This is a genomic window from Azorhizophilus paspali, assembly GCF_043587585.2.
Classification (GTDB): Bacteria; Pseudomonadota; Gammaproteobacteria; order Pseudomonadales; family Pseudomonadaceae; genus Azotobacter; species Azotobacter paspali.
This window is the reverse complement of sequence record NZ_CP171449.1, coordinates 2,198,408-2,223,667: the sequence shown is the minus strand read 5'-3', so window position 1 is coordinate 2,223,667 and position 25,260 is coordinate 2,198,408. Positions and strand designations below refer to the sequence as shown.

General features: G+C 67.1%; 21 protein-coding genes and 2 pseudogenes. 14 read left to right on the top strand and 9 right to left on the bottom strand.

Annotation, left to right across the window (positions count from 1 at the left end; genetic code table 11):
* The first annotated feature begins 172 nt into the window (after positions 1 to 172).
* The 4 genes from ACGI6K_RS10640 to ACGI6K_RS10625 are packed head-to-tail and all read left to right on the top strand — an operon-like array spanning position 173 to position 3,949.
* The gene (locus ACGI6K_RS10640; protein ID WP_376943735.1) at positions 173 to 1,087 is read left to right on the top strand and encodes an ABC transporter permease subunit; all 915 of its coding nucleotides are present in this window, start codon (positions 173 to 175) and stop codon (positions 1,085 to 1,087) included.
* Positions 1,088 to 1,089: 2 nt separating this feature from the next.
* Positions 1,090 to 2,364: a high-affinity branched-chain amino acid ABC transporter permease LivM gene (livM, locus tag ACGI6K_RS10635; protein WP_376943737.1), complete on the top strand. Its 1,275-nt coding sequence runs from the start codon at positions 1,090 to 1,092 to the stop codon at positions 2,362 to 2,364.
* Positions 2,361 to 3,236 carry an ABC transporter ATP-binding protein gene (locus ACGI6K_RS10630; RefSeq protein WP_376943739.1) on the top strand — a complete coding sequence of 292 codons (876 nt, stop codon included), beginning with the start codon at positions 2,361 to 2,363 and terminating at the stop codon, positions 3,234 to 3,236. The genes livM and ACGI6K_RS10630 overlap by 4 nt, the downstream gene beginning before the upstream one ends.
* Positions 3,233 to 3,949 carry an ABC transporter ATP-binding protein gene (locus ACGI6K_RS10625; protein WP_376943741.1) on the top strand — a complete coding sequence of 239 codons (717 nt, stop codon included), beginning with the start codon at positions 3,233 to 3,235 and terminating at the stop codon, positions 3,947 to 3,949. Before ACGI6K_RS10630 ends, ACGI6K_RS10625 begins: the two co-directional genes overlap by 4 nt.
* Positions 3,950 to 4,997: 1,048 nt before the next feature.
* On the opposite strand, the pseudogene ACGI6K_RS10620 reads toward ACGI6K_RS10625, so the two are convergent.
* The 7 genes and pseudogenes from ACGI6K_RS10620 to ACGI6K_RS10590 form a co-directional block, all read right to left on the bottom strand.
* Positions 4,998 to 5,216 (bottom strand): annotated as a pseudogene (locus tag ACGI6K_RS10620) (hypothetical protein); the annotation flags it as partial.
* Between the two features lie 7 nt (positions 5,217 to 5,223).
* Positions 5,224 to 5,349 (bottom strand): hypothetical protein, encoded by a 126-nt coding sequence (locus ACGI6K_RS10615; RefSeq protein WP_376946871.1) that lies wholly within the window; start codon positions 5,347 to 5,349, stop codon positions 5,224 to 5,226.
* Positions 5,350 to 5,463: 114 nt separating this feature from the next.
* Positions 5,464 to 6,588: a glycine cleavage system aminomethyltransferase GcvT gene (gcvT, locus tag ACGI6K_RS10610; RefSeq protein ID WP_376946873.1), complete on the bottom strand. Its 1,125-nt coding sequence runs from the start codon at positions 6,586 to 6,588 to the stop codon at positions 5,464 to 5,466.
* A 76-nt stretch (positions 6,589 to 6,664) separates the two neighbouring features.
* On the bottom strand, positions 6,665 to 8,041 hold the full coding sequence (locus ACGI6K_RS10605; RefSeq protein WP_376946875.1) for an L-serine ammonia-lyase: 1,377 nt from the start codon (positions 8,039 to 8,041) through the stop codon (positions 6,665 to 6,667).
* Between the two features lie 126 nt (positions 8,042 to 8,167).
* A complete protein-coding gene (gene gcvP / locus ACGI6K_RS10600) occupies positions 8,168 to 11,032 on the bottom strand; it encodes an aminomethyl-transferring glycine dehydrogenase (RefSeq protein ID WP_376946877.1) in 2,865 nt (954 codons plus the stop codon).
* A gap of 381 nt (positions 11,033 to 11,413) precedes the next feature.
* The gene (locus ACGI6K_RS10595) at positions 11,414 to 12,931 is read right to left on the bottom strand and encodes a sigma-54-dependent transcriptional regulator (protein ID WP_376946879.1); all 1,518 of its coding nucleotides are present in this window, start codon (positions 12,929 to 12,931) and stop codon (positions 11,414 to 11,416) included.
* Positions 12,932 to 13,044: 113 nt separating this feature from the next.
* Positions 13,045 to 13,365: a hypothetical protein gene (locus ACGI6K_RS10590; RefSeq protein ID WP_376946881.1), complete on the bottom strand. Its 321-nt coding sequence runs from the start codon at positions 13,363 to 13,365 to the stop codon at positions 13,045 to 13,047.
* Positions 13,366 to 13,620: 255 nt separating this feature from the next.
* Here ACGI6K_RS10590 and ACGI6K_RS10585 point away from each other — a divergent pair, with 255 nt between their 5' ends.
* The 7 genes from ACGI6K_RS10585 to ACGI6K_RS10555 all read left to right on the top strand — a co-directional run bounded on the left by ACGI6K_RS10585 (position 13,621) and on the right by ACGI6K_RS10555 (position 20,635).
* Complete coding sequence (locus ACGI6K_RS10585) at positions 13,621 to 13,947, top strand: YnfA family protein (protein WP_376946883.1); 327 nt, start codon at positions 13,621 to 13,623, stop codon at positions 13,945 to 13,947.
* A 23-nt stretch (positions 13,948 to 13,970) separates the two neighbouring features.
* Positions 13,971 to 14,975: an ArsJ-associated glyceraldehyde-3-phosphate dehydrogenase gene (locus ACGI6K_RS10580; protein WP_376946885.1), complete on the top strand. Its 1,005-nt coding sequence runs from the start codon at positions 13,971 to 13,973 to the stop codon at positions 14,973 to 14,975.
* 169 nt (positions 14,976 to 15,144) lie between these two features.
* On the top strand, positions 15,145 to 16,134 hold the full coding sequence (locus tag ACGI6K_RS10575) for an aldo/keto reductase (protein ID WP_376946887.1): 990 nt from the start codon (positions 15,145 to 15,147) through the stop codon (positions 16,132 to 16,134).
* A 142-nt stretch (positions 16,135 to 16,276) separates the two neighbouring features.
* The gene (locus ACGI6K_RS10570) at positions 16,277 to 16,747 is read left to right on the top strand and encodes a (2Fe-2S)-binding protein (protein WP_376946889.1); all 471 of its coding nucleotides are present in this window, start codon (positions 16,277 to 16,279) and stop codon (positions 16,745 to 16,747) included.
* Positions 16,744 to 19,056, top strand: a complete 2,313-nt coding sequence (locus ACGI6K_RS10565; RefSeq protein ID WP_376946891.1) for a xanthine dehydrogenase family protein molybdopterin-binding subunit — start codon at positions 16,744 to 16,746, stop codon at positions 19,054 to 19,056. Before ACGI6K_RS10570 ends, ACGI6K_RS10565 begins: the two co-directional genes overlap by 4 nt.
* Positions 19,056 to 20,036, top strand: coding sequence for an XdhC family protein (locus tag ACGI6K_RS10560; RefSeq protein WP_376946893.1), 981 nt, complete (start codon positions 19,056 to 19,058; stop codon positions 20,034 to 20,036). The genes ACGI6K_RS10565 and ACGI6K_RS10560 overlap by 1 nt, the downstream gene beginning before the upstream one ends.
* Positions 20,037 to 20,041: 5 nt before the next feature.
* Complete coding sequence (locus tag ACGI6K_RS10555) at positions 20,042 to 20,635, top strand: nucleotidyltransferase family protein (protein ID WP_376946895.1); 594 nt, start codon at positions 20,042 to 20,044, stop codon at positions 20,633 to 20,635.
* A gap of 14 nt (positions 20,636 to 20,649) precedes the next feature.
* Here ACGI6K_RS10555 and ACGI6K_RS10550 read toward each other — a convergent pair whose 3' ends face one another.
* Positions 20,650 to 21,213 (bottom strand): thermonuclease family protein, encoded by a 564-nt coding sequence (locus tag ACGI6K_RS10550; protein WP_394543889.1) that lies wholly within the window; start codon positions 21,211 to 21,213, stop codon positions 20,650 to 20,652.
* Between the two features lie 534 nt (positions 21,214 to 21,747).
* On the opposite strand from ACGI6K_RS10550, the gene ACGI6K_RS10545 reads away from it, so the two are divergent.
* Positions 21,748 to 22,683, top strand: a complete 936-nt coding sequence (locus ACGI6K_RS10545; RefSeq protein ID WP_376946899.1) for a universal stress protein — start codon at positions 21,748 to 21,750, stop codon at positions 22,681 to 22,683.
* A gap of 3 nt (positions 22,684 to 22,686) precedes the next feature.
* A pseudogene (locus ACGI6K_RS10540) lies at positions 22,687 to 23,245 on the top strand (TCP-1/cpn60 chaperonin family protein); the annotation flags it as partial.
* Positions 23,246 to 23,483: 238 nt separating this feature from the next.
* Here the strand turns inward: ACGI6K_RS10540 and ACGI6K_RS10535 are convergent.
* Entirely contained in the window at positions 23,484 to 24,080 is a 597-nt protein-coding gene (locus ACGI6K_RS10535; RefSeq protein WP_376946901.1) for an Hsp20/alpha crystallin family protein, read from the bottom strand.
* 228 nt (positions 24,081 to 24,308) lie between these two features.
* Between ACGI6K_RS10535 and ACGI6K_RS10530 the strand changes: the two genes are divergently transcribed.
* Complete coding sequence (locus tag ACGI6K_RS10530; protein ID WP_376946903.1) at positions 24,309 to 25,133, top strand: FAD/NAD(P)-binding protein; 825 nt, start codon at positions 24,309 to 24,311, stop codon at positions 25,131 to 25,133.
* Positions 25,134 to 25,260 lie beyond the last annotated feature (127 nt).

Below are 25,260 nucleotides of genomic sequence, written 5' to 3'. Positions count from 1 at the left end.
GGGGGGGAGACGACCGCAGGTCCTTTCCACCGGCCGGCGGTGCGCTCCGTCGGAAAACCGCTGCGCGGGTTTTCCACGGGGTGGCCATTTTACGCGGTGGCCATCCCCATCCACCCCGCGGCGCTGCCCCGGCCGAACCCTCCATGAACCGCCCATAAGAAGAGACTTACGCATGGACGGCATCTTCCTGCAACAAATGGTCAACGGGCTGACTCTCGGGTCGGTCTACGGTCTGATCGCCATCGGCTACACCATGGTTTACGGGATCATCGGCATGATCAACTTCGCCCACGGCGAGGTGTACATGATCAGTGCCTACCTCTCGGCCATCGGCCTGGCCCTGCTGGCGTCCTTCGGCCTCGAATCCTTTCCGCTGCTGATCCTCGGCACGCTGCTGTTCACCGTCTGCGTCACCGGCCTATACGGCTGGGTGATCGAGCGCATCGCCTACCGGCCGTTGCGCAACTCCACGCGCCTGGCACCGTTGATCAGCGCCATCGGCATTTCGCTGATCCTGCGGAACTATGTGCAGATCAGCCAGGGCGCGCGCCAGCAAGGCATACCGACCCTGCTCGACGGCGCCTTTCGCCTGTCGATCGGCGAGGGCTTCCTGCAGATCAGCTACACCAAGGTGTTCATCCTGGTCGCCGCCTTCGCCGGCATGGCCGTGCTGACCTGGGTGATCCGCTGTACCCAGCTCGGCCGCATGTGCCGCGCCACCCAGCAGGACCGCAAGATGGCGCAGATCCTCGGCATCGACACCGACCGGGTGATTTCCTGGGTGTTCGTCATCGGCGCAGCCATGGCCGCGCTGGCCGGTCTGCTGATCACCCTGAATTACGGCACCTTCGACTTCTACGCCGGCTTCGTCATCGGCATCAAGGCGTTCACCGCCGCGGTGCTCGGCGGCATCGGCTCGCTGCCCGGTGCCATGCTCGGCGGCCTGATCCTCGGGGTGGCCGAGGCGCAGTTCTCCAGCATCGTCAACACCGACTACAAGGACGTGTTCAGCTTCTCGCTGCTGGTGCTGATCCTGATCTTCCGACCGCAAGGACTCCTGGGCCGGCCCCAGGTGGCGAAGGTGTAAGTATGGCAGAGCCTTCCCTGGATATCCGCCAGCCGCTGCTCGACAGCTTGCTGGCCGGGCTGATCGCCCTGGTGGTGTTCGGCCCCATCGTCGGCGTGGTGCTCGACGGCTACAGCTTCCATCTGGAAGCCTCGCGGGTAGCCTGGATTGTCGGCACGGTGATACTCGGCCGCTTCCTCCTCAGCCTGTTCCTGCACAGCGCCGGTGGCCGCGGCTGGCTCAAGCGCTTCGAAGGCGGCGGCGCCGGCGTGCAGGTGCTGCCGCCGGATTATCGTTCGCACCTGCGCTGGCTGCCGCCGCTGGTACTGCTGGCCGCCGCGGTCTTTCCGTTCTTCGCCGGCAAGTACCTGCTCACCGTGGTCATCCTCGGCCTCATCTACGTGTTGCTCGGCCTCGGCCTGAACATCGTGGTCGGCCTCGCCGGGCTGCTTGATCTGGGCTACGTGGCCTTCTACGCCATCGGCGCCTACGGCCTGGCGCTCGGCTACGAATACCTCGGCCTCGGCTTCTGGAGCGTGCTGCCGCTGGCCGCGCTGATGGCAGCGCTGGCCGGGGCGCTGCTCGGTTTCCCGGTACTGCGCATGCACGGCGACTACCTGGCCATCGTCACCCTGGGCTTCGGCGAGATCGTTCGCTTGGTGCTGAACAACTGGCTGTCCTTCACCGGCGGGCCGAGAGGCATGTCGGTGCCGGCGCCGACCTTCCTCGGCCTGGAATTCGGCCGGCGCGCCAAAGACGGCGGGGTGCCGTTCCACGAGTTCTTCGGCATCGCCTACAACCCCAACCTCAAGTTCCTGTTCATCTACGTGGTGCTGCTGCTCACCGTGCTGCTGGTGCTTTACGTCAAGGGCCGGCTGGTGCGCATGCCGATCGGCCGGGCCTGGGAGGCATTGCGCGAGGACGAGATCGCCTGTCGCGCCGTGGGTCTCAACCATGTGCTGGTCAAGCTCTCGGCGTTCATGCTCGGCGCCTCCACGGCGGGGCTGGCCGGGGTGTTCTTCGCCAGCTACCAGGGTTTCGTCAATCCGACCTCATTCACCTTCTTCGAATCGGCGCTGATCCTCGCCATCGTGGTGCTCGGCGGCATGGGCTCGACCCTGGGCGTGGTGCTCGCCGCCTTCGTGCTGACGGTGGCGCCGGAGCTGCTCAGGAGCTTCGCCGACTACCGGGTGTTGCTATTCGGCATGCTGATGGTGCTGATGATGATCTGGCGGCCGCGCGGGCTGATCCGCATCAGCCGTCGCGGTTTCGCGCGACGTCCGGGGGTGGCCCCATGAGCGACGGCGAGATTCTCCGCGTCGAGCGCCTGTCCATGCGCTTTGGCGGCATCCGCGCGCTGCACGACGTCAGCTTGGGCGTGAAGCGCCACTCCATCACCGCGCTGATCGGCCCCAACGGCGCCGGCAAGACCACGCTGTTCAACTGCCTGACCGGCTTCTACCGCGCCAGCGGCGGTCGCATCCTGTTCGAGGCGCGCGGGTGCAGCACCGACGTGCTGCAGGTGCTCGGCGAGCCGTTCCGTGCGGGCGATTTCCTCAGTCCGCGGCGCTTCGCCAGCCGTCTCTGGTACAAATTGTTCGGCGGCACCCATCTGGTCAACCGCGCCGGCCTGGCGCGGACCTTCCAGAATATCCGTCTGTTTCGCGAAATGTCGGTGCTGGAGAACCTGTTGGTGGCCCAGCACCTGTGGGTCGAGCGCGGCCTGCTGGCCGGCATCTTCAACACCCGTGGCTTTCGCCGGGCCGAGGAGCGGGCGCTGGAACACGCCTTCTACTGGCTGGAGGCGGTCGATCTGGTCGATTGCGCCAACCGCCTGGCCGGCGAACTGTCCTACGGCCAGCAGCGTCGCCTGGAGATCGCCCGGGCCATGTGCACCCGGCCGCAACTGCTCTGCCTGGACGAGCCGGCCGCCGGCCTTAATCCGGCCGAGACCGCCGCGCTCAGCCGCATCATCCGTACCCTGCGCGACAGCCATGAGGTCACGGTGCTGCTGATCGAGCACGACATGGGCCTGGTTATGGGCATTTCCGACCACATCCTGGTGCTCGACCAAGGCGAGCTGATCGCCGAGGGACCGCCCGCGGCGATCCGTCACGATCCCAAGGTGATCGCCGCCTACCTGGGCGCCGATGAGGAGGAGCTGGCATGAGCGTGCCCCTGCTGGAATTCCGCGCTGTCGACCTGCACTACGGGCCGATCCAGGCGCTACGCCAGGTCAGCCTGCACGTCGACGAGGGCGAGACGGTCAGCCTGATCGGCGCCAACGGCGCGGGCAAGTCGAGCCTGTTGATGTCGATCTTCGGCCAGCCGCGGCCGAGCGCCGGGCAGATCCTCTATCGCGGCGAGGACATCACCCGCAAGTCGGCCCACCACGTCGCCTCCAGTGGCGTGGCGCAGTCGCCGGAAGGGCGACGGGTATTTCCCGACATGAGCGTGGAAGAGAACCTGCTGATGGGCACCATCCCGATCGGCATGGCGCACGCCGACGAGGATCTCAAGCGGATGTTCGAGCTGTTCCCGCGCCTCAGAGAACGGCGCAACCAGCGCGCCATGACACTCTCTGGCGGCGAGCAGCAGATGCTCGCCATCGCCCGCGCGCTGATGAGCCGGCCGAAGCTGCTGCTGCTCGACGAGCCGTCGCTGGGTCTGGCGCCTATCGTGGTCCGGCAGATCTTCCAAATCCTGCGCGAGCTGGCGTCCGGCGGCATGACCCTGTTCCTGGTAGAGCAGAACGCCAACCACGCGCTAAGGCTTTCCGACCGGGGCTACGTGATGGTCAACGGGCAGATCCGCCTGTCGGGAAGCGGAGAGGAACTGCTGGGCGACCCGGAGGTGCGCAGCGCCTATCTGGGTGGCCATTGAGGGGCTGGCGGGGGAGCGGTCGGTTTCCCCCTTCGGACAGGGCAATCGCATGAAGCGCTCGCTCGATACCGGACTGGAACGGTTGTGTGAGCCTTGGCATGGCTGCTTGCCGAGGGGCTGGATACCTTCTGTTTCGGCCCCCCGGCCGAGTCACTTTCTCTTTGCGCGCGCAAAGAGAAAGTAACCAGAGAGAAAGCGCGCCCAATCATTCGGCCCCGGCTACGCCGGGGTTCCCTCGCTCCGGCGCCGCTGCGAGGGTCGTCGCACAAGGGGCATCCATGCCCCTCGTACGACTCTCGCCGCCTCCCTGCGGCTCGCCCCTCTACGCGACGCCTGCGCTTGGCCTTCTGAACGGGAGTTGGGCTCCGGGTTGCCTGAAAGCGCTTTCGCTCTTGCGGCACGACCTGTCAGGCCGCGCCGGATGCCCCCTTCAGGAGGCCGAGCGGAGTCGTCGTGGAAGGGGTCGAGCGGCAAGGGTGCCGCGAGAGCCGCGATGGGCCATGGCATGGATGGCCCTTCGCGGCGAGCCCCTGGAGCGGCGATGCAGGGAGGGAACCCGGAGCGAAGCGCAGGGCCGGATGAGGGGGTGGCCTTCTTTTGGGTTACTTTTTCTTGGCCAGGCAAGAAAAAGTGACTCGGCCGGGGGCCGAAACAGAAGGTATCCGACCACTCGGCAAGCAGCCAATGCACTGGATCTGAAGACCACGCCGGAACGACCAAGCACACAACCTTTCCAGCCCAGTATCGGGCAGGCATTTCATGCGATTGCCCTGCCCCTTCGGACGAGGGGCACTCGAAAATCCCTGCCACGATATATAATTAATGGGTTAAGTTGGTAGTAGGGCATGCGGTTGCCTGGAGGTCGCGATATGGATATCGAATTTCACTTTTGGTTCGGGCTTTCCGTGCTGGCGCTCGCCGGCATGGTCTGGCAGGGCATTCGCAAATAGACAAGCCACTGGTGGGTGGCTCGGCATGGGCGTGCGGATGCCATGGCTTGGATGGCGCTCGGCATCCCCGTCGAAACGAAGAAGCCGGGCGTCCCGTCCTATGCCTGCAACCGCTTGCCGATCGGTAGCCGGCGGATGCGCTTGCCGCTCGCGGCGAACAGTGCATTGGCCAGCACCGGCGCCAGTAGCGGCACGCCCGGCTCGCGGGCGCCGCTGGGCGCTTTTGCCGAGGGCACGATGTGCACCTCGACCCTTGGCATCTCGTTGAGGCGGAGCACCTGGAAGTCGTGGAAGTTCGACTGCTCGGCCACGCCATTTGAACGACTATTCCACCAGGCGATGCTGCTGGGCCGTCAGCCTGCCTTCTTTGTTCAGGCCTAGGCTGGCCCGGTGCAGGAACAGTAGCCGGTAATGGCCGCCGCGGGTGTCGTTCTCGCGGGGCCAGACCATCTTCACCGGCGTAGGTGGCCGGCGCGTGGGTCGTGGGATTTTGCGTTCTTGCGGCGGTCGGCCGGCAAGGCAAACGAATCGGCCCCTCTTCGCCCGGAAGAGGGGCGGCGAGGGTCAGCCGCGATGGTAGCGCTGTGCTACGAATGGCGTCCTGGCGACCTTCATCGGTACGCGCTTGTTGCGGACGATGGCCCAGACCTCGCTGCCTTCGGCGGCATGGGCGCTGGCGACATAGCCCATAGCCAGCGGCGCGCCCAGGCTCGGCCCGAAGCCGCCGCTGGTGACCTTGCCGATCGGCATGCCTTCTGCATCGATGATTTCCGCGCCTTCGCGCACCGGCGTGCGCTCCTGCGGCAGCAGGCCGACGCGCCTACAAGCCACGCCTTCTTTCTGCTGGGTGAAGATCCGCGCGGCGCCGGGAAAGCCGCCGGCGCGCACACCACCTTCGCGGCGCGCCTTGGAGATGGCCCACTGCAGGCTGGCCTCGACCGGCGTGGTGGCGCTGCTCATGTCGTGGCCGTACAGGCACAGGCCAGCTTCCAGGCGCAGCGAGTCGCGGGCGCCGAGGCCGATCGGCTGGACTTCCGGTTCGGCGAGCAGGGCGCGGGCGAGCTTATCGGCGTGCTCGACCGGCACGGAGATCTCGAAGCCGTCCTCGCCGGTGTAGCCGGAGCGGCTGACGATGCACGGGATGCCGAGCAATCCGACCTCGGCGATGCGCATGAAGGTCATCTTCGCCACTTCCGGCGCCAGGCGCGCCAGCACGTCGACCGCCTTTACGCCCTGCAGGGCGAGCAAGGCGCGCGACTCGAACAGCGATTCGATCTGGCAGCGCGCGCCGATGTGCTTTTGCAGGTGGGCCAGGTCCTGCTCCTTGCAGGCGGCGTTGACCACCAAAAACAGACGCTCATCGCCCAGGTTGGCGACCATCAGGTCGTCGAGGATACCGCCGTTGTCGTCGGTGAACAGCGCGTAGCGCTGTTGGCCCACCGGCAGCTCGACGATGTCCACCGGTACCAGGGTTTCCAGGGCCGCGGCAGCATCGGCGCCGCGCAAAAGGATCTGGCCCATGTGCGAAACGTCGAACAGCCCGGCCTGGTCGCGGCTGTGCAGGTGCTCCTTGAGCACCCCCAGCGGGTATTGCACCGGCATCTCGTAGCCGGCGAAGGGCACCATGCGCGCGCCCTGTTCGAGGTGCAGGGCGTGCAGCGGGGTTTTGGCGAGGGTTTCCGTGGTCATGCAGGAACTCCGAGGGTCGATGGGGGCGGGAGCGGGCTCGCTCCCGAGAGGACGGCCGAGGCGGCGCGGATACGGTTCAGCATTCGATGATATTTACCGCCAGCCCGCCGCGGGCGGTTTCCTTGTACTTGCTCTTCATGTCGGCGCCGGTCTGGCGCATGGTGGCGATCACCTTGTCCAGCGAGATGCAGTGCCGGCCATCGCCGCGCAGGGCCATGCGCGCGGCGTTGAGTGCCTTCACCGCGCCCATGGCGTTGCGTTCGATGCAAGGCACCTGGACCAGCCCGCCGACCGGATCGCAAGTCAGGCCGAGGTTATGCTCCATGCCGATCTCGGCGGCATTCTCGACTTGCCGCGGGCTGCCGCCAAGTACCTCGCAGAGCGCGCCGGAGGCCATCGAGCAGGCTACCCCGACCTCGCCCTGGCAGCCGACCTCGGCGCCGGAGATCGAGGCATTCTCCTTGTAGAGGATGCCGATGGCGGCGGCGGTGAGCAGGAAGCGCTCGACCCCCTCCAGCGTGGCGCCGGGGACGAAGCGCATGTAGTAGTGCAGCAGCGCCGGGACTATGCCGGCGGCGCCGTTGGTCGGAGCGGTCACCACGCGGCCGCCGCTGGCATTCTCCTCGTTCACCGCCAGGGCGTAGAGGTTGATCCAGTCGAGCGTCCACAGCGGGTCGTCCCGTTTGCTCTTGGAGCTGTGCTTCAACTGCTGGTAAAGGTCGGCGGCGCGGCGCCTGACCTGCAGTCCGCCGGGCAGTACGCCCTCGCTGCGGCAGCCGGCTTCCACGCATTCCTGCATCGCCTGCCAGATGCGCCACAGGCCGGCGCGGGTCTCGTTGTCCGGGCGCCAGGCTAGTTCGTTAACGCGCATCAGCGCGCTGATCGAGAGTCCCTTCGCGTCGCACAGCGCCAGCAGTTCGTTGGCGCTCCTGAACGGATAAGGCAATTGCGTGCAGTCTTCCTTGAGCCGGTCGGCGCCGGCGCTGTCGGCGCCGACCACGAAGCCGCCGCCCACCGAGTAATACTCGCGGCTGCGAAACTGCAGGCCGGCGGCGTCGAAGGCGCGGAAGAGCATGCCGTTAGGATGGTAGGGCAGCGCTTTGCCGATCAGCGCCAGATCGTTCTTCTCGACGAAGCGGATCGGCCGGTCGCCGAGCAGGCGCAACTCTTCGCTGGCGCGGATCGCCGCCAGGCGTTCGGGGATATGGTCGGTATCGACTCGTTCCGGCTGCTCGCCTTCTAGGCCGAGCAGCACCGCCCCGTCGCTGCCGTGGCCCTTGCCGGTAGCGCCGAGGGAGCCGTACAGCTCGACCCTGACGCGCGCGGTGAGCGCCAGCAGGCCGTCGCGGCGCAAGCCCTCGACGAAGCGGGCTGCGGCGCGCATGGGGCCGACGGTATGCGAACTGGAGGGACCTATGCCGATCTTGAATAAGTCGAATACGCTGAGGGACATGATGAATGCTCCGGCTGCAGCGAACTGCCGCAGCAATGGCCCGGGTATTCCTTTTTTATAGACCCTGGCGGCGATACCGGGACGGTATCGCCGCCTCGGCATCGGGGAGCCCACGGAGCGTCGCCATCAGGCGTCCCGGCCGTCCTCCAGCGTCGGGCAGGTGCAGATCAGGTTGCGGTCGCCGTAGACGTTGTCGACCCGCGCCACCGGCGGCCAGTACTTGCCCTCGACCAGGTTGGCGAGCGGGTACACTGCCTGTTCGCGGCCGTACGGATGGCGCCACTCGCCGACCAGTTCGGCCGCGCTGTGCGGTGCGTTCTTTAGTGGGTTGTCGTCCTTGTCCAGGGTGCCGTTCTCCACCGCGCGGATCTCCTCGCGGATGGCGATCATGGCGTCGCAGAAGCGGTCCAGCTCTTCCTTCGATTCGCTTTCGGTCGGCTCGATCATCAGGGTGCCGGGAACCGGGAAGGACATAGTCGGCGCGTGGAAGCCGAAGTCGATCAGGCGCTTGGCCACGTCGTCGACGCTGATGCCGCTGATTTCCTTGAGCGGGCGCAGGTCAAGGATGCACTCGTGGGCGACTAGGCCGTCGGCGCCGCTGTAGAGCACCGGATAATAGTTACTCAGGCGGCTGGCGATGTAGTTGGCGTTGAGAATCGCCACCAGCGAGGCCAAGCGTAGGCCGGCGCCGCCCATCATGCTGACGTACATCCAGGTGATCGGCAGGATGCTGGCGCTGCCGAACGGCGCCGAGCAGACCGCGCCTTCCTTGCGTTCGAGGCGGCCGTGGCCGGGCAAAAAGGGCGCCAGGTGGGACTTGACCGCGATCGGGCCGACGCCCGGTCCGCCGCCACCGTGGGGAATGGCGAAGGTCTTGTGCAGGTTGAGGTGCGAGACGTCGCCGCCGAACCGGCCCGGCGCGCACAGGCCGACCATGGCGTTCATGTTGGCGCCGTCGATGTAGACCTGGCCGCCGTGCCGGTGAACCAGTTCGCAGATCTCGCGCACGCCTTCCTCGAACACGCCGTGGGTCGAGGGGTAGGTGATCATCAGCGCGGCCAGTTGCGCGCCGTGCCGCTCGGCTTTGGCGCGCAGATCGTCGATGTCGACGTTGCCCTGGGCGTCGCAGGCCACCACCACCACGCGCAGGCCGGCCATGCTGGCGGTCGCCGGATTGGTGCCGTGGGCCGAGGCCGGGATCAGGCAGATATCGCGGTGGCCCTCGCCACGGCTGGCGTGCCAGGCGCGGATCGCCAGCAGACCCGCGTACTCGCCCTGAGAGCCGGCGTTGGGCTGCAGCGACACGGCGTCGTAGCCGGTGGCGGCGCAGAGCATGCGCTCGATGTCGGCGGTCAGGCGCGCATAGCCCTGGCTCTGCTCGGCCGGGGCGAAGGGGTGCAGGTCGGCGAACTCGGCCCAGGTGATCGGGATCATCTCGCTGGCGGCGTTGAGCTTCATGGTGCAGGAGCCCAGCGGAATCATACTGCGGTCCAACGCCAGGTCCTTGTCCGCCAGCCGGCGCAGGTAGCGCATCAGCTCGGTTTCCGAACGGTAGCGGTTGAACACCGGCTGCTGGAGGAACGCTGAGCCGCGCAGCAGCACCGGCGGCAGGCGCTCGCCAACGCTTTCGGCCAGCGCGGCGAAGTCCGGCAAGGCCTGGCCGTCGGCGGCGAAGATCGCCCACAGCGTCTCGACTTGCTGCGCCGTAGTGGTTTCGTCGAGGGACAGGCCGAGGCGGTCGGCGTCGATCTCGCGCAGGTTGATGCCTTGGGCGCGGGCCCGCACGTGCAGCCCGGCGGTGCGCGCGCCGCTGGCGATGGTCAGGGTGTCGAAGAAGTGTTCCTGCTCGACCGCCTGGCCCAACTGGCTCAAGCCGCGGGCGAGGATCGCGGTCAGGCGGTGCACGCGCCGGGCGATGGCCTGGAGGCCTTCGGGGCCGTGGTAGACGGCGAACATGCTGGCGATGTTGGCCAGCAGCACCTGGGCGGTGCAGATGTTGCTGGTGGCCTTCTCGCGGCGGATGTGCTGCTCGCGGGTCTGGATCGCCAGGCGCAGCGCCGGCTGGCCGTGGCGGTCGACCGACAGGCCGACCAGGCGGCCGGGCATGTCGCGCTTGAAGGCGTCGCGGGTGGCGAAGTAGGCGGCGTGCGGGCCGCCGAAGCCCATCGGCACGCCGAAGCGCTGGGCGCTGCCGAGGGCGACATCGGCGCCGAATTCGCCGGGCGGGACGAGCAGGGTCAGCGCCAGCAGGTCGGCGGCTACCGCCACCAGGGCGCCGACGGCGTGGAAGCGCTCGACCGTTTCGCGCTGGTCGAACAGTTCGCCGTCGCAGGCCGGGTACTGCAGCAGGGCGCCGAAGTAGGGGCTGGCATCGTCCAGCTCGCGCTCGTCGCCGACCACCACCTCGATGCCCAGCGGTGCGGCGCGGGTGCGCAGCACGTCGAGGGTCTGCGGCAGGCAGTGACGGGAGGCGAAGAAGGCGCGCACGGCCTTGTTCTTCGACAGGCGCTTGCAGAAGGTCATCGCCTCGGCGGCGGCGCTGCCCTCGTCGAGCAGGGAGGCATTGGCGATCGGCAAGCCGGTGAGGTCGCCGATCAAAGTCTGGAAGTTCAGCAGGGCTTCCAGGCGGCCCTGGGAGATTTCCGGCTGGTAGGGCGTGTAGGCGGTGTACCAGGCCGGGTTTTCCAGCAGGTTGCGCAGGATCGGCGCCGGGGTGTGGGTGCCGTAGTAGCCCTGGCCGATGAGGCTGACGAACGGGCGGTTCTGCGCGGCGATGGCCTTGAGCCGAGCCAAGGCTTCGGCCTCGCCCAGGCCGGCGTCGGAATCCAGCACGCTGGTACCTTTGATGCTGTCCGGAATCACCCGTTCGCCGAGCCGCTCTAGGGAGTCGTAGCCGAGCTGCTGGAGCATGGCGGCGATGTCGACCTCGCGTGGGCCGAGATGGCGGGCGATGAATTCGTTGCTGGTGCTGAGGGCGTGGCGGTCGGTCATCGATGAATCCTGCAGGTTCGCCCGTGTTCTGGCGGGCGAGGGATCGAGGGCTCGTACCAGGCGACGAGCGGTTGCCAGCCTTGAGCAAGGCAGATGCCACTTTCAGTAAATATTTTATAAATCAAAAGGTTAGGTTTTTTTATGAAGGTGGCTCAAAATCGCTCGGAACGAAATCGTTACAAAAAGGCTGGCACTTCGGTGCCAAGGCCCGATTTGGCAGGGCTTGCCTTCTTCGTAGCGGAATCGTTACGGTGTGGCGAATTGCTTACGAGGGCGGTACGCAGTCGGTTCAATGTCTCCTCTTTTGGGAGAGAAGGGCGCGATCCGCACGGTTCCTCATCCCGGAATGCCCGGACCCTCATCCCGGAATGCCCGGACCTTTCAGGAACGGGCGGGAATGCCGTACTTGCGCAGGCGTTTGGCGATGGCGGTGTGCGAGGTCTGCAGACGGACGGCCAACAGACGGCTGGATGGATAGCTGGCGTAGAGCCTTTCGAGGATGCCGCGTTCGAAGTTCTCGACCGCCGCGCCGAGGCTGCCGATTTCGTCGGCCTGCGGCGCCACGGCGGTGCCGGCGATGTCTAGGTCGCCAATCTCCACCAGGTTGCCTTCGCTGATCGCCGCGGCGCGGAAGATCACGTTCTGCAACTGGCGCACGTTGCCCGGCCAGCGGTTGGCGAGCAGCGCCGGGTAGGTGTCCGGGGCCAGGCGGCAAGGCGGGCGGCGGATCTGCGCGCAGGCCTGGTCGAGGAAGTGGTGGGCCAGCGGCAGGATGTCCTCGTTACGCTCGCGCAGCGGCGGCACGGCCAGGTTGAGCACGTTGAGTCGGTAGAACAGATCCTCGCGGAAGCGACCCTCGCCGACCATCTGCTCCAGGTTGCGGTGGGTCGCGCTGAGGATGCGTACGTCGACCCGGATCTCGCGCTCGCCGCCGATGCGCCGGAAGCTGCCGTCGCTGAGAAAACGCAGCAGCTTGGCCTGCAGGTAGGGCGACATCTCGCCGATCTCGTCGAGGAACACCGTGCCCTGGTGGACCAGTTCCAGCAGGCCGGGCTTGCCGCCGCGCTGGGCGCCGGTGAAGGCGCCGGGGGCGTAGCCGAACAGCTCGCTCTCGGCGAGATTCTCCGGCAGGGCCGCGCAGTTGAGGGCGAGAAAAGGCGCATTGCGCCGCGCGCTGACCGCGTGGCAGGCGCGCGCCACCAGTTCCTTGCCGGTGCCGGTCTCGCCCTGGATCAACAGCGGCGCGTCGAGCACCGCCACCCGCTGGGCACGGGCCTTGAGCGTACGCAGCACCGGCGAGTCGCCGAGCAGGGCATCGAAGCCCTCGGCCTGCTCGTGGTGTAGGGCGGCCAAGCGCTCGCCGATGCGGTTGGGTGCGTACAGGCTGAGCAGGGCGCCGGCCAGCCCTGCGTTCTCGCCGATCGGCATGGCGTCCAGCAGCAGGGTCCGGCCGCCGAGGACGACTTCGCGCATCGGTAGGCGGAAGCCGTGGGCTTGCAATTCGTCGTGCAGCTCCGGGGCGGCGAACAGTTCGCCGAGCGTCTCGCCGTCGGGATCGTGGCCGGCCAGCTCGATCAGCGCCGGGTTTGCCAGCAGCACCCGGCCGTTGCCGTCCACCGCCAGCAGCGGGTCGGGCATGGCGGCAAGCAGGGCGTAGAGCTGCAGACTGCGCCGCTGGCCGGGGAGGATGTCGACCACCTCCACCGCCCGCACCCCGCGCACCTTGAACAGGGCGCCGCGCAGTTCCTCGAGGACCTCGGGGCCGAGCGTCGGCGCGTCGATGTAGACGTTGGGCGGAACCATTTCCACGGCGTCCAGATTGAGATTGCGCCCGCCGAGCAGAGCGAGAACTTCCTGGGTGATACCGACGCGGTCGATGAAGGTGACGTGAATACGCATGACGAGAGGCAGGGTTACCGAGTGAACGTGCGAGTATGCCGTCCGATGCCGCAGCGAGAAACGGCCGGCGACGCCGACCTCCAGAAAAAGCTTCTTCAGCGGCCACGCACGTATCAGCGCATCACCGGCCCCTCGATCGGCACGCCGGTCACCGTGGCTAGCGTGGTGCCCGGGGCGAAGCCATAAAGCATGCTGGCCGCCGCCGGTTTCCGGGCGATCTTCAGCGCGCCGATGGCGTTCAGGCCTTTCTCGCCCTGCCGCTCGAACGTTTGGACAACTCGGCCCCGAAGGCCGAACTGGAGCGGATCGGCACTCTGTGATGTACCTGTGAGCTGACATCTTGCTGGCACGGTGCTGATCGCCCTGGCGCCGGTCAGGGAACCACGCCTGAATCGAGCGGACGAGTTGCCTGCCCTGTGCGCCGTGCGCGGCATAGAATGGTTTCACCTGCCGATGGCCGATGAGCAGGGGCCGCTGGACAACTTCGACAGGCCTGGATGCAGAGGCGTCTGGCGCCGTTCGCGGAGGGGCCATCCGGTTCAGGGGCTGTCCGGGTGTACCTGGGCGAGCGCCCATCCGGATCGACTGTGCGCCGATGCCATCGCCTGCCGCGGGCGCGCGCTCCAAGGCCGTCCGGCGCATGCGCTCTGAATCGTACAGTTCGGCCGGTAGGAGACGGGTGGCATGCCATGTTGAAGACTCTGGCGCTCTTCGTTTTAACCGCTCTGGCCGAGATCCTCGGCTGCTATCTGCCCTGGCTCTGGCTTCGGGAGGGCTGGAGCGCCTGGCTGCTGCTGCCGGGGGCGCTTTCCCTGGCACTGTTCGCCTGGCTGCTGTCGCTGCATCCGACGGCGGCCGGGCGGGTCTATGCCGCCTACGGGGGGGTGTACATCTGCGTGGCCCTGCTCTGGCTGTGGTTGGTCGACGGCATCCGTCCGACGGTCTGGGATCTGTTCGGCGGCGGCGTCGCCCTCGCCGGCATGGCGATCATCGTGCTGGCTCCGCGAAGCTCCTGAATCTCTGAAGCGAGGAGACCTTCATGACTATCAAGGTAGGCATCAACGGCTTCGGCCGTATCGGACGTCTGGTCCTGCGCGCCGCCTGGGACTGGCCGGAGCTGGAGTTCGTGCAGATCAACGATCCGGCCGCCAACGCGGCGACCCACGCCCATCTGCTCAATTTCGATTCGGTGCACGGCCGCTGGCGGTACAAGGCTAGCAGCGACGGCGATTATCTGGCGATCGATGGCCGGCGCATCCCGATCAGCGCCAACAAGGCCATCGCCGATACCGACTGGTCGGATTGCGATGTGGTGATCGAGGCCAGCGGTAAGATGACCAGGGTGGCCCTGCTGCAGGCCTATCTGGAGCAGGGCGTCGGGCGCGTGGTGGTCAGCGCGCCGGTCAAGGAGGAGAGCGCGCTCAACGTGGTGATGGGCGTCAACCATCAACTGTTCGAGCCGGCCCGGCACCGCATCGTCACCGCCGCCTCCTGCACCACCAACTGCTTGGCGCCGCTGGTCAAGGTGATCCATGAGAACCTGGGCATCCGCCACGGCTCGATCACCACCATCCACGACTTGACCAACTCGCAGAACATTCTCGATGCGCCGCACAAGGACCTGCGTCGCGCCCGTGCCTGCGGCATGAGTCTGATCCCGACTAGCACCGGTTCGGCCACCGCCATCGCCGAGATTTTCCCGGAGCTGCGCGGCCGCCTGAACGGCATGGCCGTGCGCGTGCCGCTGGCCAACGCCTCGCTGACCGACTGCGTATTCGAGGTGGAGCGCGCGACTACGGTGGAAGAGGTCAACGCCCTGCTCGAAGCCGCTGCCGCGGGGGCGCTCGCGGGTATCCTCGGCTACGAGGAGCGGCCGCTGGTATCCATCGACTACCGCAGCGACCCGCGCTCATCTATCGTCGACGCGCTGTCGACCATAGTGGTCGACGGAACCCAGGTGAAGCTCTATGCCTGGTACGACAACGAGTGGGCCTACGCCAACCGCACCGTCGAGCTGGCCCGGTTGGTGAGTTCGGTCCGCTAAATCCTTGCTGGCCGGATGCGCGGCCAGCGAACCATCTGGGGCGGACGGGCCGACGTGCTATCCCATGCTTGCCGTGAAGTCAATGGATTGTTGAAGCTCATTCAACGGTACATGAGATAAATTTATTCACCTCCGGTTCTGTCCGTCCGCTTTGTCCAAGGAGGATCTCATGAGCATCGAAACCATCCGGATCGAAGGTATCGCCGCACCCGTTTCGCGCATCGGCCTCGGTACCTGGGCCATCGGCGGCTGGATGTGGGGCGGCACCGACGATGCGCGCTCCGTGGAAACCATCCGCCAGGCTGTCGAGTCCGGCATCAACCTGATCGATACCGCCCCGGTCTATGGCTTTGGGCATTCCGAGGAGGTGGTCGGCAAGGCTTTGGAGGGCATCCGCAAGCGGGCGGTGATCGCCACCAAGGTGGCGCTGGAGTGGTCGGACAGCGGCATCCACCGCAACGCCACGGCCAGGCGTATCCGCCAGGAAATCGAGGACTCCCTGCGCCGCCTGCGCACCGACCGTATCGACCTCTACCAGGTCCACTGGCCCGATCCGCTGGTGCCCCACGAGGAAACCGCCCGCGAGCTGGAGAAGCTGCGCGAAGAGGGCAAGCTCCTCGCCATCGGCGTGAGCAACTACTCGCCCGAGCAGATGGACGGCTTCCGCCGCTTCGCCCCGCTGGCCGCGGTGCAGCCGCCGTACAATCTGTTCGAGCGCGCCATCGAGGCGGATGTGCTGCCTTATGCCAAGAAGCACGGTCTGGTGGTGCTGGCCTACGGGGCACTATGCCGCGGCCTACTGTCGGGGCGGATGCGCGCCGATACCGCCTTCGAGGGCGACGATCTGCGCAAGGTCGATCCCAAGTTCCAGGCTCCGCGCTTCGCTCGCTACCTGGCGGCGGTCGAGGCCCTGCGCCAGTTGGCCCTGGAGCGTCACGGCAAGTCGGTGCTGGCCCTGGCCATCCGCTGGATTCTCGACCAGGGGCCGACCATCGCCCTGTGGGGCGCGCGTCATCCCGGACAGCTCGCCGGTATCGACGAAGCCTTCGGCTGGAAACTGGATGAGGAAGATTTGCGCCGGATCGACGCCCTGCTGGCCGAGCACGTCAAGGACCCGGTCGGCCCCGAATTCATGGCGCCGCCGGCGCGCCAGGGCTGAGAGTCTTGAAAAGACTTCCGTCTACTTTCCACGACGTCGGAGAGAGCGGCCGGCTGTCACGGAGTTCGCCTAACATTCTTCCTTCTGGCCCCAAGCTTCGCTCGGACGACTTCTTCAAGTTCAAGGATCACACGATATCTCCATGATCACCCTCAACCTGAATGGCAAGGATCATTCGCTCGACGTGCCGCAGGACATGCCCCTGCTGTGGGCCATCCGTGACGTCGCCGGCTACAGCGGCACCAAGTTCGGTTGTGGCATGGGCCTATGCGGCGCCTGTACCGTACATGTCGACGACCAGGCTACCCGCGCCTGCGTCACGCCGGTGAGCGTGGCGGTCGGCAAGCAGGTCACCACTCTTGAGACGCTGCATGCCGACCCGGTCGGGCAGGCGCTGCAGGCCGCCTGGCTGGAACTCGGCGTGGCGCAGTGCGGCTACTGCCAGGGCGGGCAACTGATGACCGCCACCGCGCTGCTCAAGGGCAACCCGAATCCCGACGAGGCGCAGATCGAAACGGCCATGGCTGGCAACGTCTGCCGCTGCGGTACCTACAACCGGATTCGCGCGGCCATTCAGGTCGCCGCCGGAAGGCTGCGGGAGAGCCGGGCATGAGCGGGACGGACATCAACGATTTCGCTGTCGCCAATCTCAGCCGTCGCGGCTTTCTCAAGGGCTTGGCGGCCGGCGGCGCGCTGCTGATCGCTGCCAGTTGGGGCGCGCGCGACGTCTTCGCCGAGGAGCGCAAGTACGGTGCCGACGGCATGGAGTACGGTTGGGTCGACGATCCCAAGGTGTTCCTCGTCCTCGGCGCCGACGGGCTGGTGACCTTCGTTTGCAGCCGTTCGGAGATGGGGCAGGGCGTGCGCACCAGCCTGGCGATGGTGGTCGCCGACGAGTTGGAAGCCGACTGGGCGATGATGCGGGTGGTACAGGCGCCGGGCGACGAGCAGCGCTACGGCAACCAGGACACCGACGGCTCGCGCAGCATGCGCCACTGGTTCGAGCCGCTGCGCCGTTGCGGCGCGGCGGCGCGGCAGATGCTCGAGCGGGCCGCCGCTGAACGCTGGCAGATGCCGGTCGGCGAGTGCCGAGCCGAGCTGCACAAGATCGTGCACGTACCGAGCGGGCGCAGTCTCGGCTACGGCGAACTGGCCGAAGCCGCGGCGGCCCTGCCGGTACCGGCGCGCGACAGCCTGCGCCTGAAGGCGCCGGAGCGCTTTCGCTACATCGGCAAGGACTCGACCCGTTCCGTCGACGGCGCCGATATCGTCAACGGCCGTGCCGTCTACGGCCTCGACCCGCGCTTCGAGAACATGCTCTACGCGGTGGTAGCCCGTCCGCCGGTCTACGGCGGCAAGCTGAAGGCTCTGGAGGCGAGCGCCGCGCTCCAGGTGCCGGGCGTGGTCAGGGTGGTGGAGATCGCCGGTTCGCCGCTGCCCTCCGAATTTCAGCCGCTGGGCGGCGTGGCGGTGGTGGCCTCCAACACCTGGGCGGCGATCAAGGGTCGGCAGGCCTTGCGGCTCGACTGGGAGGACGGCGCCAACGCCGTCTACGATTCGGTCGCCTATCGCCAGGCGATGAGCGCGGCGGCAAAAGCGCCCGGCAAGGTAGTGCGCGAGGCCGGCGACGTGGAGTCGGCATTCGCCAGAGCCGGGCGGTTGGTCGAGGCCGAGTACTACATTCCGCATCTGGCCCAGGCGCCGATGGAGCCGCCGGTGGCCACCGCATACTTCGCCGACGGCGCCTGCGAGGTCTGGGCGCCCAGTCAGGCGCCGCAGGTCACCCGCGAACGCATTGCCGAGCGCCTGGGCATCCCCTTCGATAAGGTGAAGGTCAACGTGACCCTGCTCGGCGGCGGTTTTGGCCGCAAGTCCAAGCCGGACTTCATCCTCGAAGCGGCGGTGCTGGCCAAGGAATTCCCCGGCCGTCACCTGCGCGTGCAGTGGACCCGCGAGGACGACCTGCAGCATTCCTACTTCCATACCATCTCGCTGGAATACCTGCGCGGCGCCCTGGACGCCGACGGCAAGCCGAGCGCCTGGCTGCATCGCAGCGTGGCGCCGAGCATCGGCGCGCTGTTCGGACCGGACCCCCGGCACGAGAACGCCGTAGAACTGGGCATGGGCTTCGTCAGCATGCCCTACGCATTGCCCAACCTGCGCCTGGAGAACCCCGAGGCGGCGGCCCACACCCGGGTCGGCTGGTACCGCTCGGTGTCGAACATTCCCCATGCTTTCGCCGTGCAGAGCTTCATCGCCGAACTGGCCGCCGCCGCCGGCCGGGATCACCGCGACTTCCTGCTGGAACTGCTCGGGCCGGCACGCAAGATCGATCCGCACAGCCTGGGCGACACCTGGAACCACGGCGAGTCGCCGACCCTCTATCCCATCGATACCGGCCGCCTGCGCGCGGTGATCGAGGAGGCGACCCACCAGGCCGGCTGGGGCAGGGAGCTGCCCAGGGGACGTGGGCTGGGGCTGGCGGTGCACTATAGTTTCGTCACCTACGTCGCCGTGGTGCTCGACGTGGAGGTCAAGGACGACGGCACCCTCGTCGTGCACCGGGCGGACATGGCGGTGGATTGCGGCCCGCAGGTCAACCCGGAACGCATCCGCTCGCAGATGGAGGGGGCTTGCGTGATGGGCCTCGGCAATACCGTGGTCAGCGAGATCAGCTTCAAGGAGGGCCGGGTACAGCAGAGCAACCTGCACCAATACGAGGTGGCGCGCCTGCCGCTGGCGCCGAAGACCATCGCCGTGCATCCGCTCCGCCCGGCCGGCGAAGTGCCGCTCGGCGGGGTCGGCGAGCCGGGCGTGCCGCCGGTTGGTCCGGCGCTGGCCAACGCCATTTTCGCCGCCACCGGCAGGCGCATCCGCGATCTGCCGATCCGCGATCAGCTCAAGGGCTGGCGGGAGTCCTGATGGACAGCGCCGACCTGAATGTCCTGCGCAACGTACTGGCCTGGCGGCAGGCCGGTCAGCGCGTGCTGCTCTACACGGTGGTGCAGACCTGGGGCAGCGCGCCGCGGCCGCCCGGCGCGATGCTCGCTCTGCGCGGTGATGGCGTGCTGATCGGCTCGGTATCCGGCGGCTGTATCGAGGACGACCTGATCGAGCGACTGCGCGACGGGCGCAGTGCGCCCGGCCGGCCGGTGTCCCTGGTAACCTACGGGGTGACCCGCGAGGAGGCGGCGCGCTTTGGCCTGCCGTGCGGCGGCACCCTGCGCCTGAGCGAGGAGGAGGTGCTCGACACCGCCTGGGTCGCGGCGCTGCTGGCGCGTTGCGAGAACCATGAACTGGTCGCCCGCGAGCTGGAGCTGGCCAGCGGCGCGGTCAGCCTGCACGAGGCTTCGCGCGGCGATGCCCTGCGCTTCGACGGACAGCGCCTGCGTGCCGTCTACGGACCGCGCTGGCGCCTGTTGCTGATCGGCGCGGGGCAGTTGTCGCGCTATGTCGGCGAAATGGCGCGGATGCTCGACTTCGAGGTGCTGATCTGCAACCCGCGCGAGGAATTCGCCTTTGGCTGGGAAGACAGCAGCGCACGCTTCGTGCCCGGCATGCCGGACGACGCCGTGCTGGCCATCGAACCGGACGAGCGCACCGCCATCGTCGCGCTGACCCACGATCCGCGCCTCGACGACATGGCACTGCTCACCGCGCTGCAATCCCGCGCCTTCTACGTCGGCGCCCTGGGGTCGCGGGTCAACAGCGCCAAGCGCCGCGAGCGCCTGGCCTTCCTCGGCCTGGCCGCCGCTGACATCGAGCGTCTGCACGGTCCCATCGGCCTGCCCATCGGTAGTCGGGTGCCGGCGGAGATCGCCCTGTCGCTGTTGGCCGAGATCGTCGCCTTGAAGAATGGGATTGCCAGCGAGGCTCCGTCGGCCTCGCTGGCATGCGGGTAGTCAGCATGAGCGGCGAAGTCTGCGCCGTGCTGCTGGCGGCCGGGCACGGCAGCCGCTATCGCGAGGTCGCCGGGGAAGGGCAGGACAAGTTGCTGGCGCGCTGTCGTGGCCGCGACGGCAGCGAGCGGGCGATACTGGAGCATGCGCTGCTGGCGTTGCGGGCCAAGCTCGAGCGGGTCCTGTTGGTGACCCGCCCCGGCAACGTCGGGGCGATCGATATCGGCGAGGCACACGGCTGCGAAGTCCTGGCCCTGGACTCGGCCGGTATAGGCCGGAGCATCGCCGCGGCGGTGGCGCGGACGGCGGACAGCGCGGGCTGGCTGATCGCCCTGGGCGACATGCCGTTCATCCTGCCGGCGACCGTCGGGCGGGTGTTGGACGCATTGCGGGAGCACCCGCTGGTGGTGCCCACTTGGCAGGGGCGCTACGGTCATCCGGTCGGCTTCGGCCGCAGCCATCGACCGGCGCTCATGGCGCTGGACGGCGACCGCGGGGCGAAGCGCCTGCTGCGCGAGGGCCGGGCATGCGAGTTGGCGGTCGAGGATCGCGGCGTGCTCTGGGATGTCGACAGTCCCGCAGCGCTCGGCTTCAAGGGCTAGCTGGCTGAGTCGGCTCAGTGCCGTTGTTCCTGTTCCTCCTGCGGCACCCAGTTCAGGCGACGCACGGGACAGTCCGGCTCGGATCGTTCGGCACAGCTCACGACCACCGTCGTCTGTACGGCCTGCGGCTTGTTGTCGCTCCAGATCCAGGGCGCCACTATGTCCCCCTTGGCTTGCGCCCAGAGTCCCCGGCGTTGCCGCTTGGCTTCCGCTTCGACGGGCAGCAGATGGGGAGGCGGAGCGTCCTGGTTGTAGGCGACCCAGGCCGCACCGTAGCGAACCATCTCGAGATTGATGTCCCGTCCCTCAACGGTCAGTTGGGCGACGCTGCGCCCGGTCGAGTCGCGGGCCGCGACCTGCAGGGTGGCACGCTTGCCGAGCACCAGTTCGGAAAGGGTCTGACGGGCCTGGTCGCCGTAGGGCTGGCTGGCTTCGGGGGCATCGATGCCGGCCAGGCGTACGTGGATCTGCCAGTCGTCGGAGGTGAGTAGGCTGAGGGTGTCGCCATCCAGGACTTCGACCACCTGTCCAGTGACCTTCTCGGCCGGAGCCGGGGGGCTGCTTAGCAGCAACAGCATGGAAAGCAGGCTGTTCCTGACGGTCGTCTGGTTTGCAAATGGGGTGCGATAAAACACGTATTCCCCTCCTGGCGGGAGCACCGGTCCTCGTGATGTGAATGCTCTTGTTCCTCAGCCATTGGCTGAAATCATTGAGCCCGGCCTCATGTGGGGCAAAATGCTAGCTAATGGCTTTAATGATGGCAATTCATATCTTAAAGGGACAGCCTGTAAAAAAAGCTACATGATGTTCGCGTTTTTCCGACCCGTTGGAGCTGGTCCGGCTGTATACCACGGCGCGTATCTCATGGCACTGCTACAGGTCATCCGGCGTCGTTGCGGCAGCGTCTGTGCATGCGGCCGGGAGGCGCTGGAGGTGATCGCCGAGCGGGTAGAGCGCGCCCGGCGGACACCATCGTCATCGACGACAGCGGCGAACTGGACATGGCGCTCGCCCGGTTCCCGCAGGTCGTGCGGTGCTGACCGGCGATCGATGTGCCTTCCGGCAGGCCTACTAATATGAAAGCGTGGCCTGTCACCTCGGAGGATCGCGCCATGAGCCAGTTCCAACGCCTGTTACTGGTCGTCACCCCGGACATGTGCCGAACACCGGCCTTCGAGCGCGCCGCCGCTCTGGCCAGGGCTGCCTGCGTGCCCATGCACATGGCCCTGTTCACCTACGTGGAAACCCTGGCGGCGGTCGGCAGGTTCACTTCCGAAGGCATGAGGCAGGCCGTGGACAGCTATATGGCCGGGCACCACGAGTGGCTGGAGGAGGAGGCCTCGATTCTGCGCAACCAGGGTCTGGAAGTGACCTGCGAGGTGGTCTGGACTCGGCATCCGGCTGAGGAAATCATCGCCCATGTACAGGAAATGCCGGTCGATCTGCTGGTCAAAGATGTCCGGCCGGAGCCGGCGGTCATGCGCGCTTTCGTCACGCCGCTGGACTGGCAGTTGCTGCGCCGTTGTCCCGTGCCGCTGCACCTGGTGACCGATGCGCACAATCCGCTGCCGCGCAAGGTGGTAGCGGCGGTCGATCCCTTCATCCACACGGACGGGGCCAGCGAGTTCAACGACCGGATCGTCCGGGCAGCGCACGATCTCGCCCTGCAGTGCGATGCCGAACTGCACCTGCTGCATGCCTGCAATGCCATGGGCGGCCAGCCCTTCGGCAGCGCCACGCTCAACTTGCCCTGGCTGGGAACGCTCGGGGCGAAAATGAAGAGCACGGCCCAGGAGGCTTTCCGGCTGCTCGCCGATCGCCATGGCGTACCGGAGAGGCAGCGGCATTTCCTGCTGGGGCAGCCGGTCCCGACCCTTACCGACTACGCTTGCCGTCACGAGGTCGACGTGGTGGTGCTGGGCAGCAGCCTGCGCAAGTCGCTCGAACAGGAGATCCTCGGCAGTACCAGCGAGGCGTTGCTCTACCGGCTGCCTTGTAGCGTGCTCGTGGTTCATCTGGAAGGGGTCGGCGAGTCCCTGGGGAGGTGAGGCATGGCGAAGCCCCGTCTCCTGTTTCGCAACGCCGCGCGCGAGAACGTCCTGCAGGGGGCGACCCGGCCGGCCGACGCGGTGCGCGTGACCCTAGGGCCGAAATCCAAGTCGGTACTGATCTAGAGGCAGTGGGACCTGCCCACGGTCTGCAACGATGGTATGACCATCGCCAAGCAGGTGAGCCTGGAGGATGGATGCCGAGTCGAACCTCGGCGCGGCCATGCTGCGCTAGGCCGCCGAGCGTACCGGCGAGGCGGTCGGCGACGATACCAGCACCTTCACCGTGCTGGCCCAGGCGATCTTCGCCGACGGTGTGCTCAACGTGGTCGCCGGCGCCAGCGGCATCGATCTCAAATGTGGCCTCGACCGCGGCCTGCAGGTGGCTGTCGATTCCCTGAGGGCGCAGTCTCGGCCCGTACTGAAGCGCAAGGAAAAGGCACAGGTCGCCAGTATTTCCGCGCACAACGACGACGAGCTAGGCGAGCTGGTGGCCGAGGCCCTGGAAAACGCCGTATCGGTGGCCAGCATCCTATTGCTGACCGAGGCGACCATGACCGAACTGCCCGAGCCGGGGCCTGAGAAGCCGCGCCTGCCGGAGTGAGCGGTAGGGGCTGCTGCCGTGTGCTTGCCGTGCGCGCAGAAAACAGGCAGAAGGAGTGTCGGGCAGCAAGGGGGGAATCTGTGGGGCTGGGGCGCCTTCGATGACGGCGGCGTGTGCGGCCCGATCATCTTTGCGCCCCAGCGAAGCGGATCATGCGGAGTTTCTGGTAGCCGCGTACTACTACTTCATCAGGGCATCAATGGGTAGTGGTCTGGGTCGTGTCCTGCTGCTGCGCAGCCGCTTCCCCGCGCTGGATCTCGATGGCCCTCTCCGACTGTTGTGCCTCGGGTCGCTTCGGCAGGGTGATGGTCAGCACGCCTTTGTCGAAGTGGGCTTCGATGTTGTCGGCATCGACGCTGTCCGGCAGGGCGAAGCTGCGCTGGAAGGCGCCATAGCTGCGCTCGGAGAGGTAACGGCCCTGGCTGTTTTCTTCCCGCTCCTCGCTCTTCTCACCCTTAAGTATCAGGTTGCCGTTACACACCTTGAGCTCGATGTTCTGCTCGTCGATGCCGGGTAGTTCCGCGCTGATGAGAATGGCCTTGTCCTGATCGACGATGTCGACCGCGGGCATGCTGGCTATTTCCCTGCCGGTCCGGCCGAAGGGCTCCATCAGGCTGCCGAAGGCGCTGCGTCCCATCGGCCAGAACGGCGATATGCGGTCGAAATCCTCGAAAAGATGATCGATCTGCTGGCGCAGGCTGGTCAGCGGGCGCCAGAGATCGCCGGACGAGGCCGTGGGCCGCTGGGACTGCTGCTCCCTGTTGACAGGAACATTCTGATTTGCTTGAGCCATGATTATTTCCTCCATGTGATTTGATGGAAAAGGAAAGTTCAAGCGCATCTCAGTCAAGCACATGACCGGGCGAATTCTATTGCCTGCCCATGGCAGGCGACGAAATGCCGGCCAGCGCTCTGCATGGAAAGGATAGTATTCTCTGGCCATATCCGCCGTCCGCGACGACGGCTACGACCTTTCTTCCTGTCGTATGCATCGGCTCCCAATGCAGAGGATTGAATCATCATGGTCAGCCTGGTTCCGCGCTCCGTGCAGTTGCTCGAATTCCACGACGAAGGCGAAGGAATCCGGCATTTCAGCTTTGCGCTGCAGTCGCTCCGGTCCGGCGACCAGGCCGTCATGCCCGGGCAGTTCTTCATGCTGACGGTGCCGGGCGCCGGCGAGGCGCCCTTCAGTTATGTCCGCCCGCCGGACTGGCAGGGGCGGTTCTCGGCGTTGATCCGCCGGGAGGGCACGGTGAGCGCGGCCCTGTTCGCGCAGGAGCCGGGCTCGCGCCTGGGCTACCGGGGTGCCTTCGGCACCGGCTGGCCGGAGCTGTCGGGCGCCCGCCGGGTGCTGGTGGTCGCCGGCGGCAGTGGCCTGGCGGCGCTGGCCGGGTTGATCGAGGCGCTGCTCCGCGCCGGCCATCAGGCGGCCCTGACACTCGTCTATGGGGCGCGCAGCCCGGGCCATCAGGTGCTGTCCCGGGAGCGGGCACGCTGGCGGGAAGCCCTGGAACTCATCGAAACCCTGGAGCGGCGGGAGGACGGCCGTGTCGGCTGCAATCCGCTGGAGCCGCTGCGGAGCCGGCTCGCCAGCCAGGTTCCGGACGCCGTGCTCTGTTGCGGGCCGGAGCCGCTGATGCGCAGTGTCGCCGAACTCTGCCTGGCGCACGGTGTGCCGCCGACCGGGATCTGGCTGTCGATCGGGCGGCGCCTGGACTGCGGCATGGGCCATTGCGGACGTTGCCATGTCGGGCGCGGATCGGTCTGCCAGGAAGGGCCGGTCTATCGCTACGACCGCTATCTCGACCGGATCGCCGAGGAGCAGGATGCGCGCCGGCCCTGCTGAGGCCGATGCAGCAGCCTTTCAGTCGCGCTCCCAGCGGACCCGCAGCGCGTTCCGGTCGCTGTAGTCGGCATGGCCCTTGAAGGCCGCGTCCGAGACGATTGGCTAGGTGTATGCCGGTGGTCGTCAC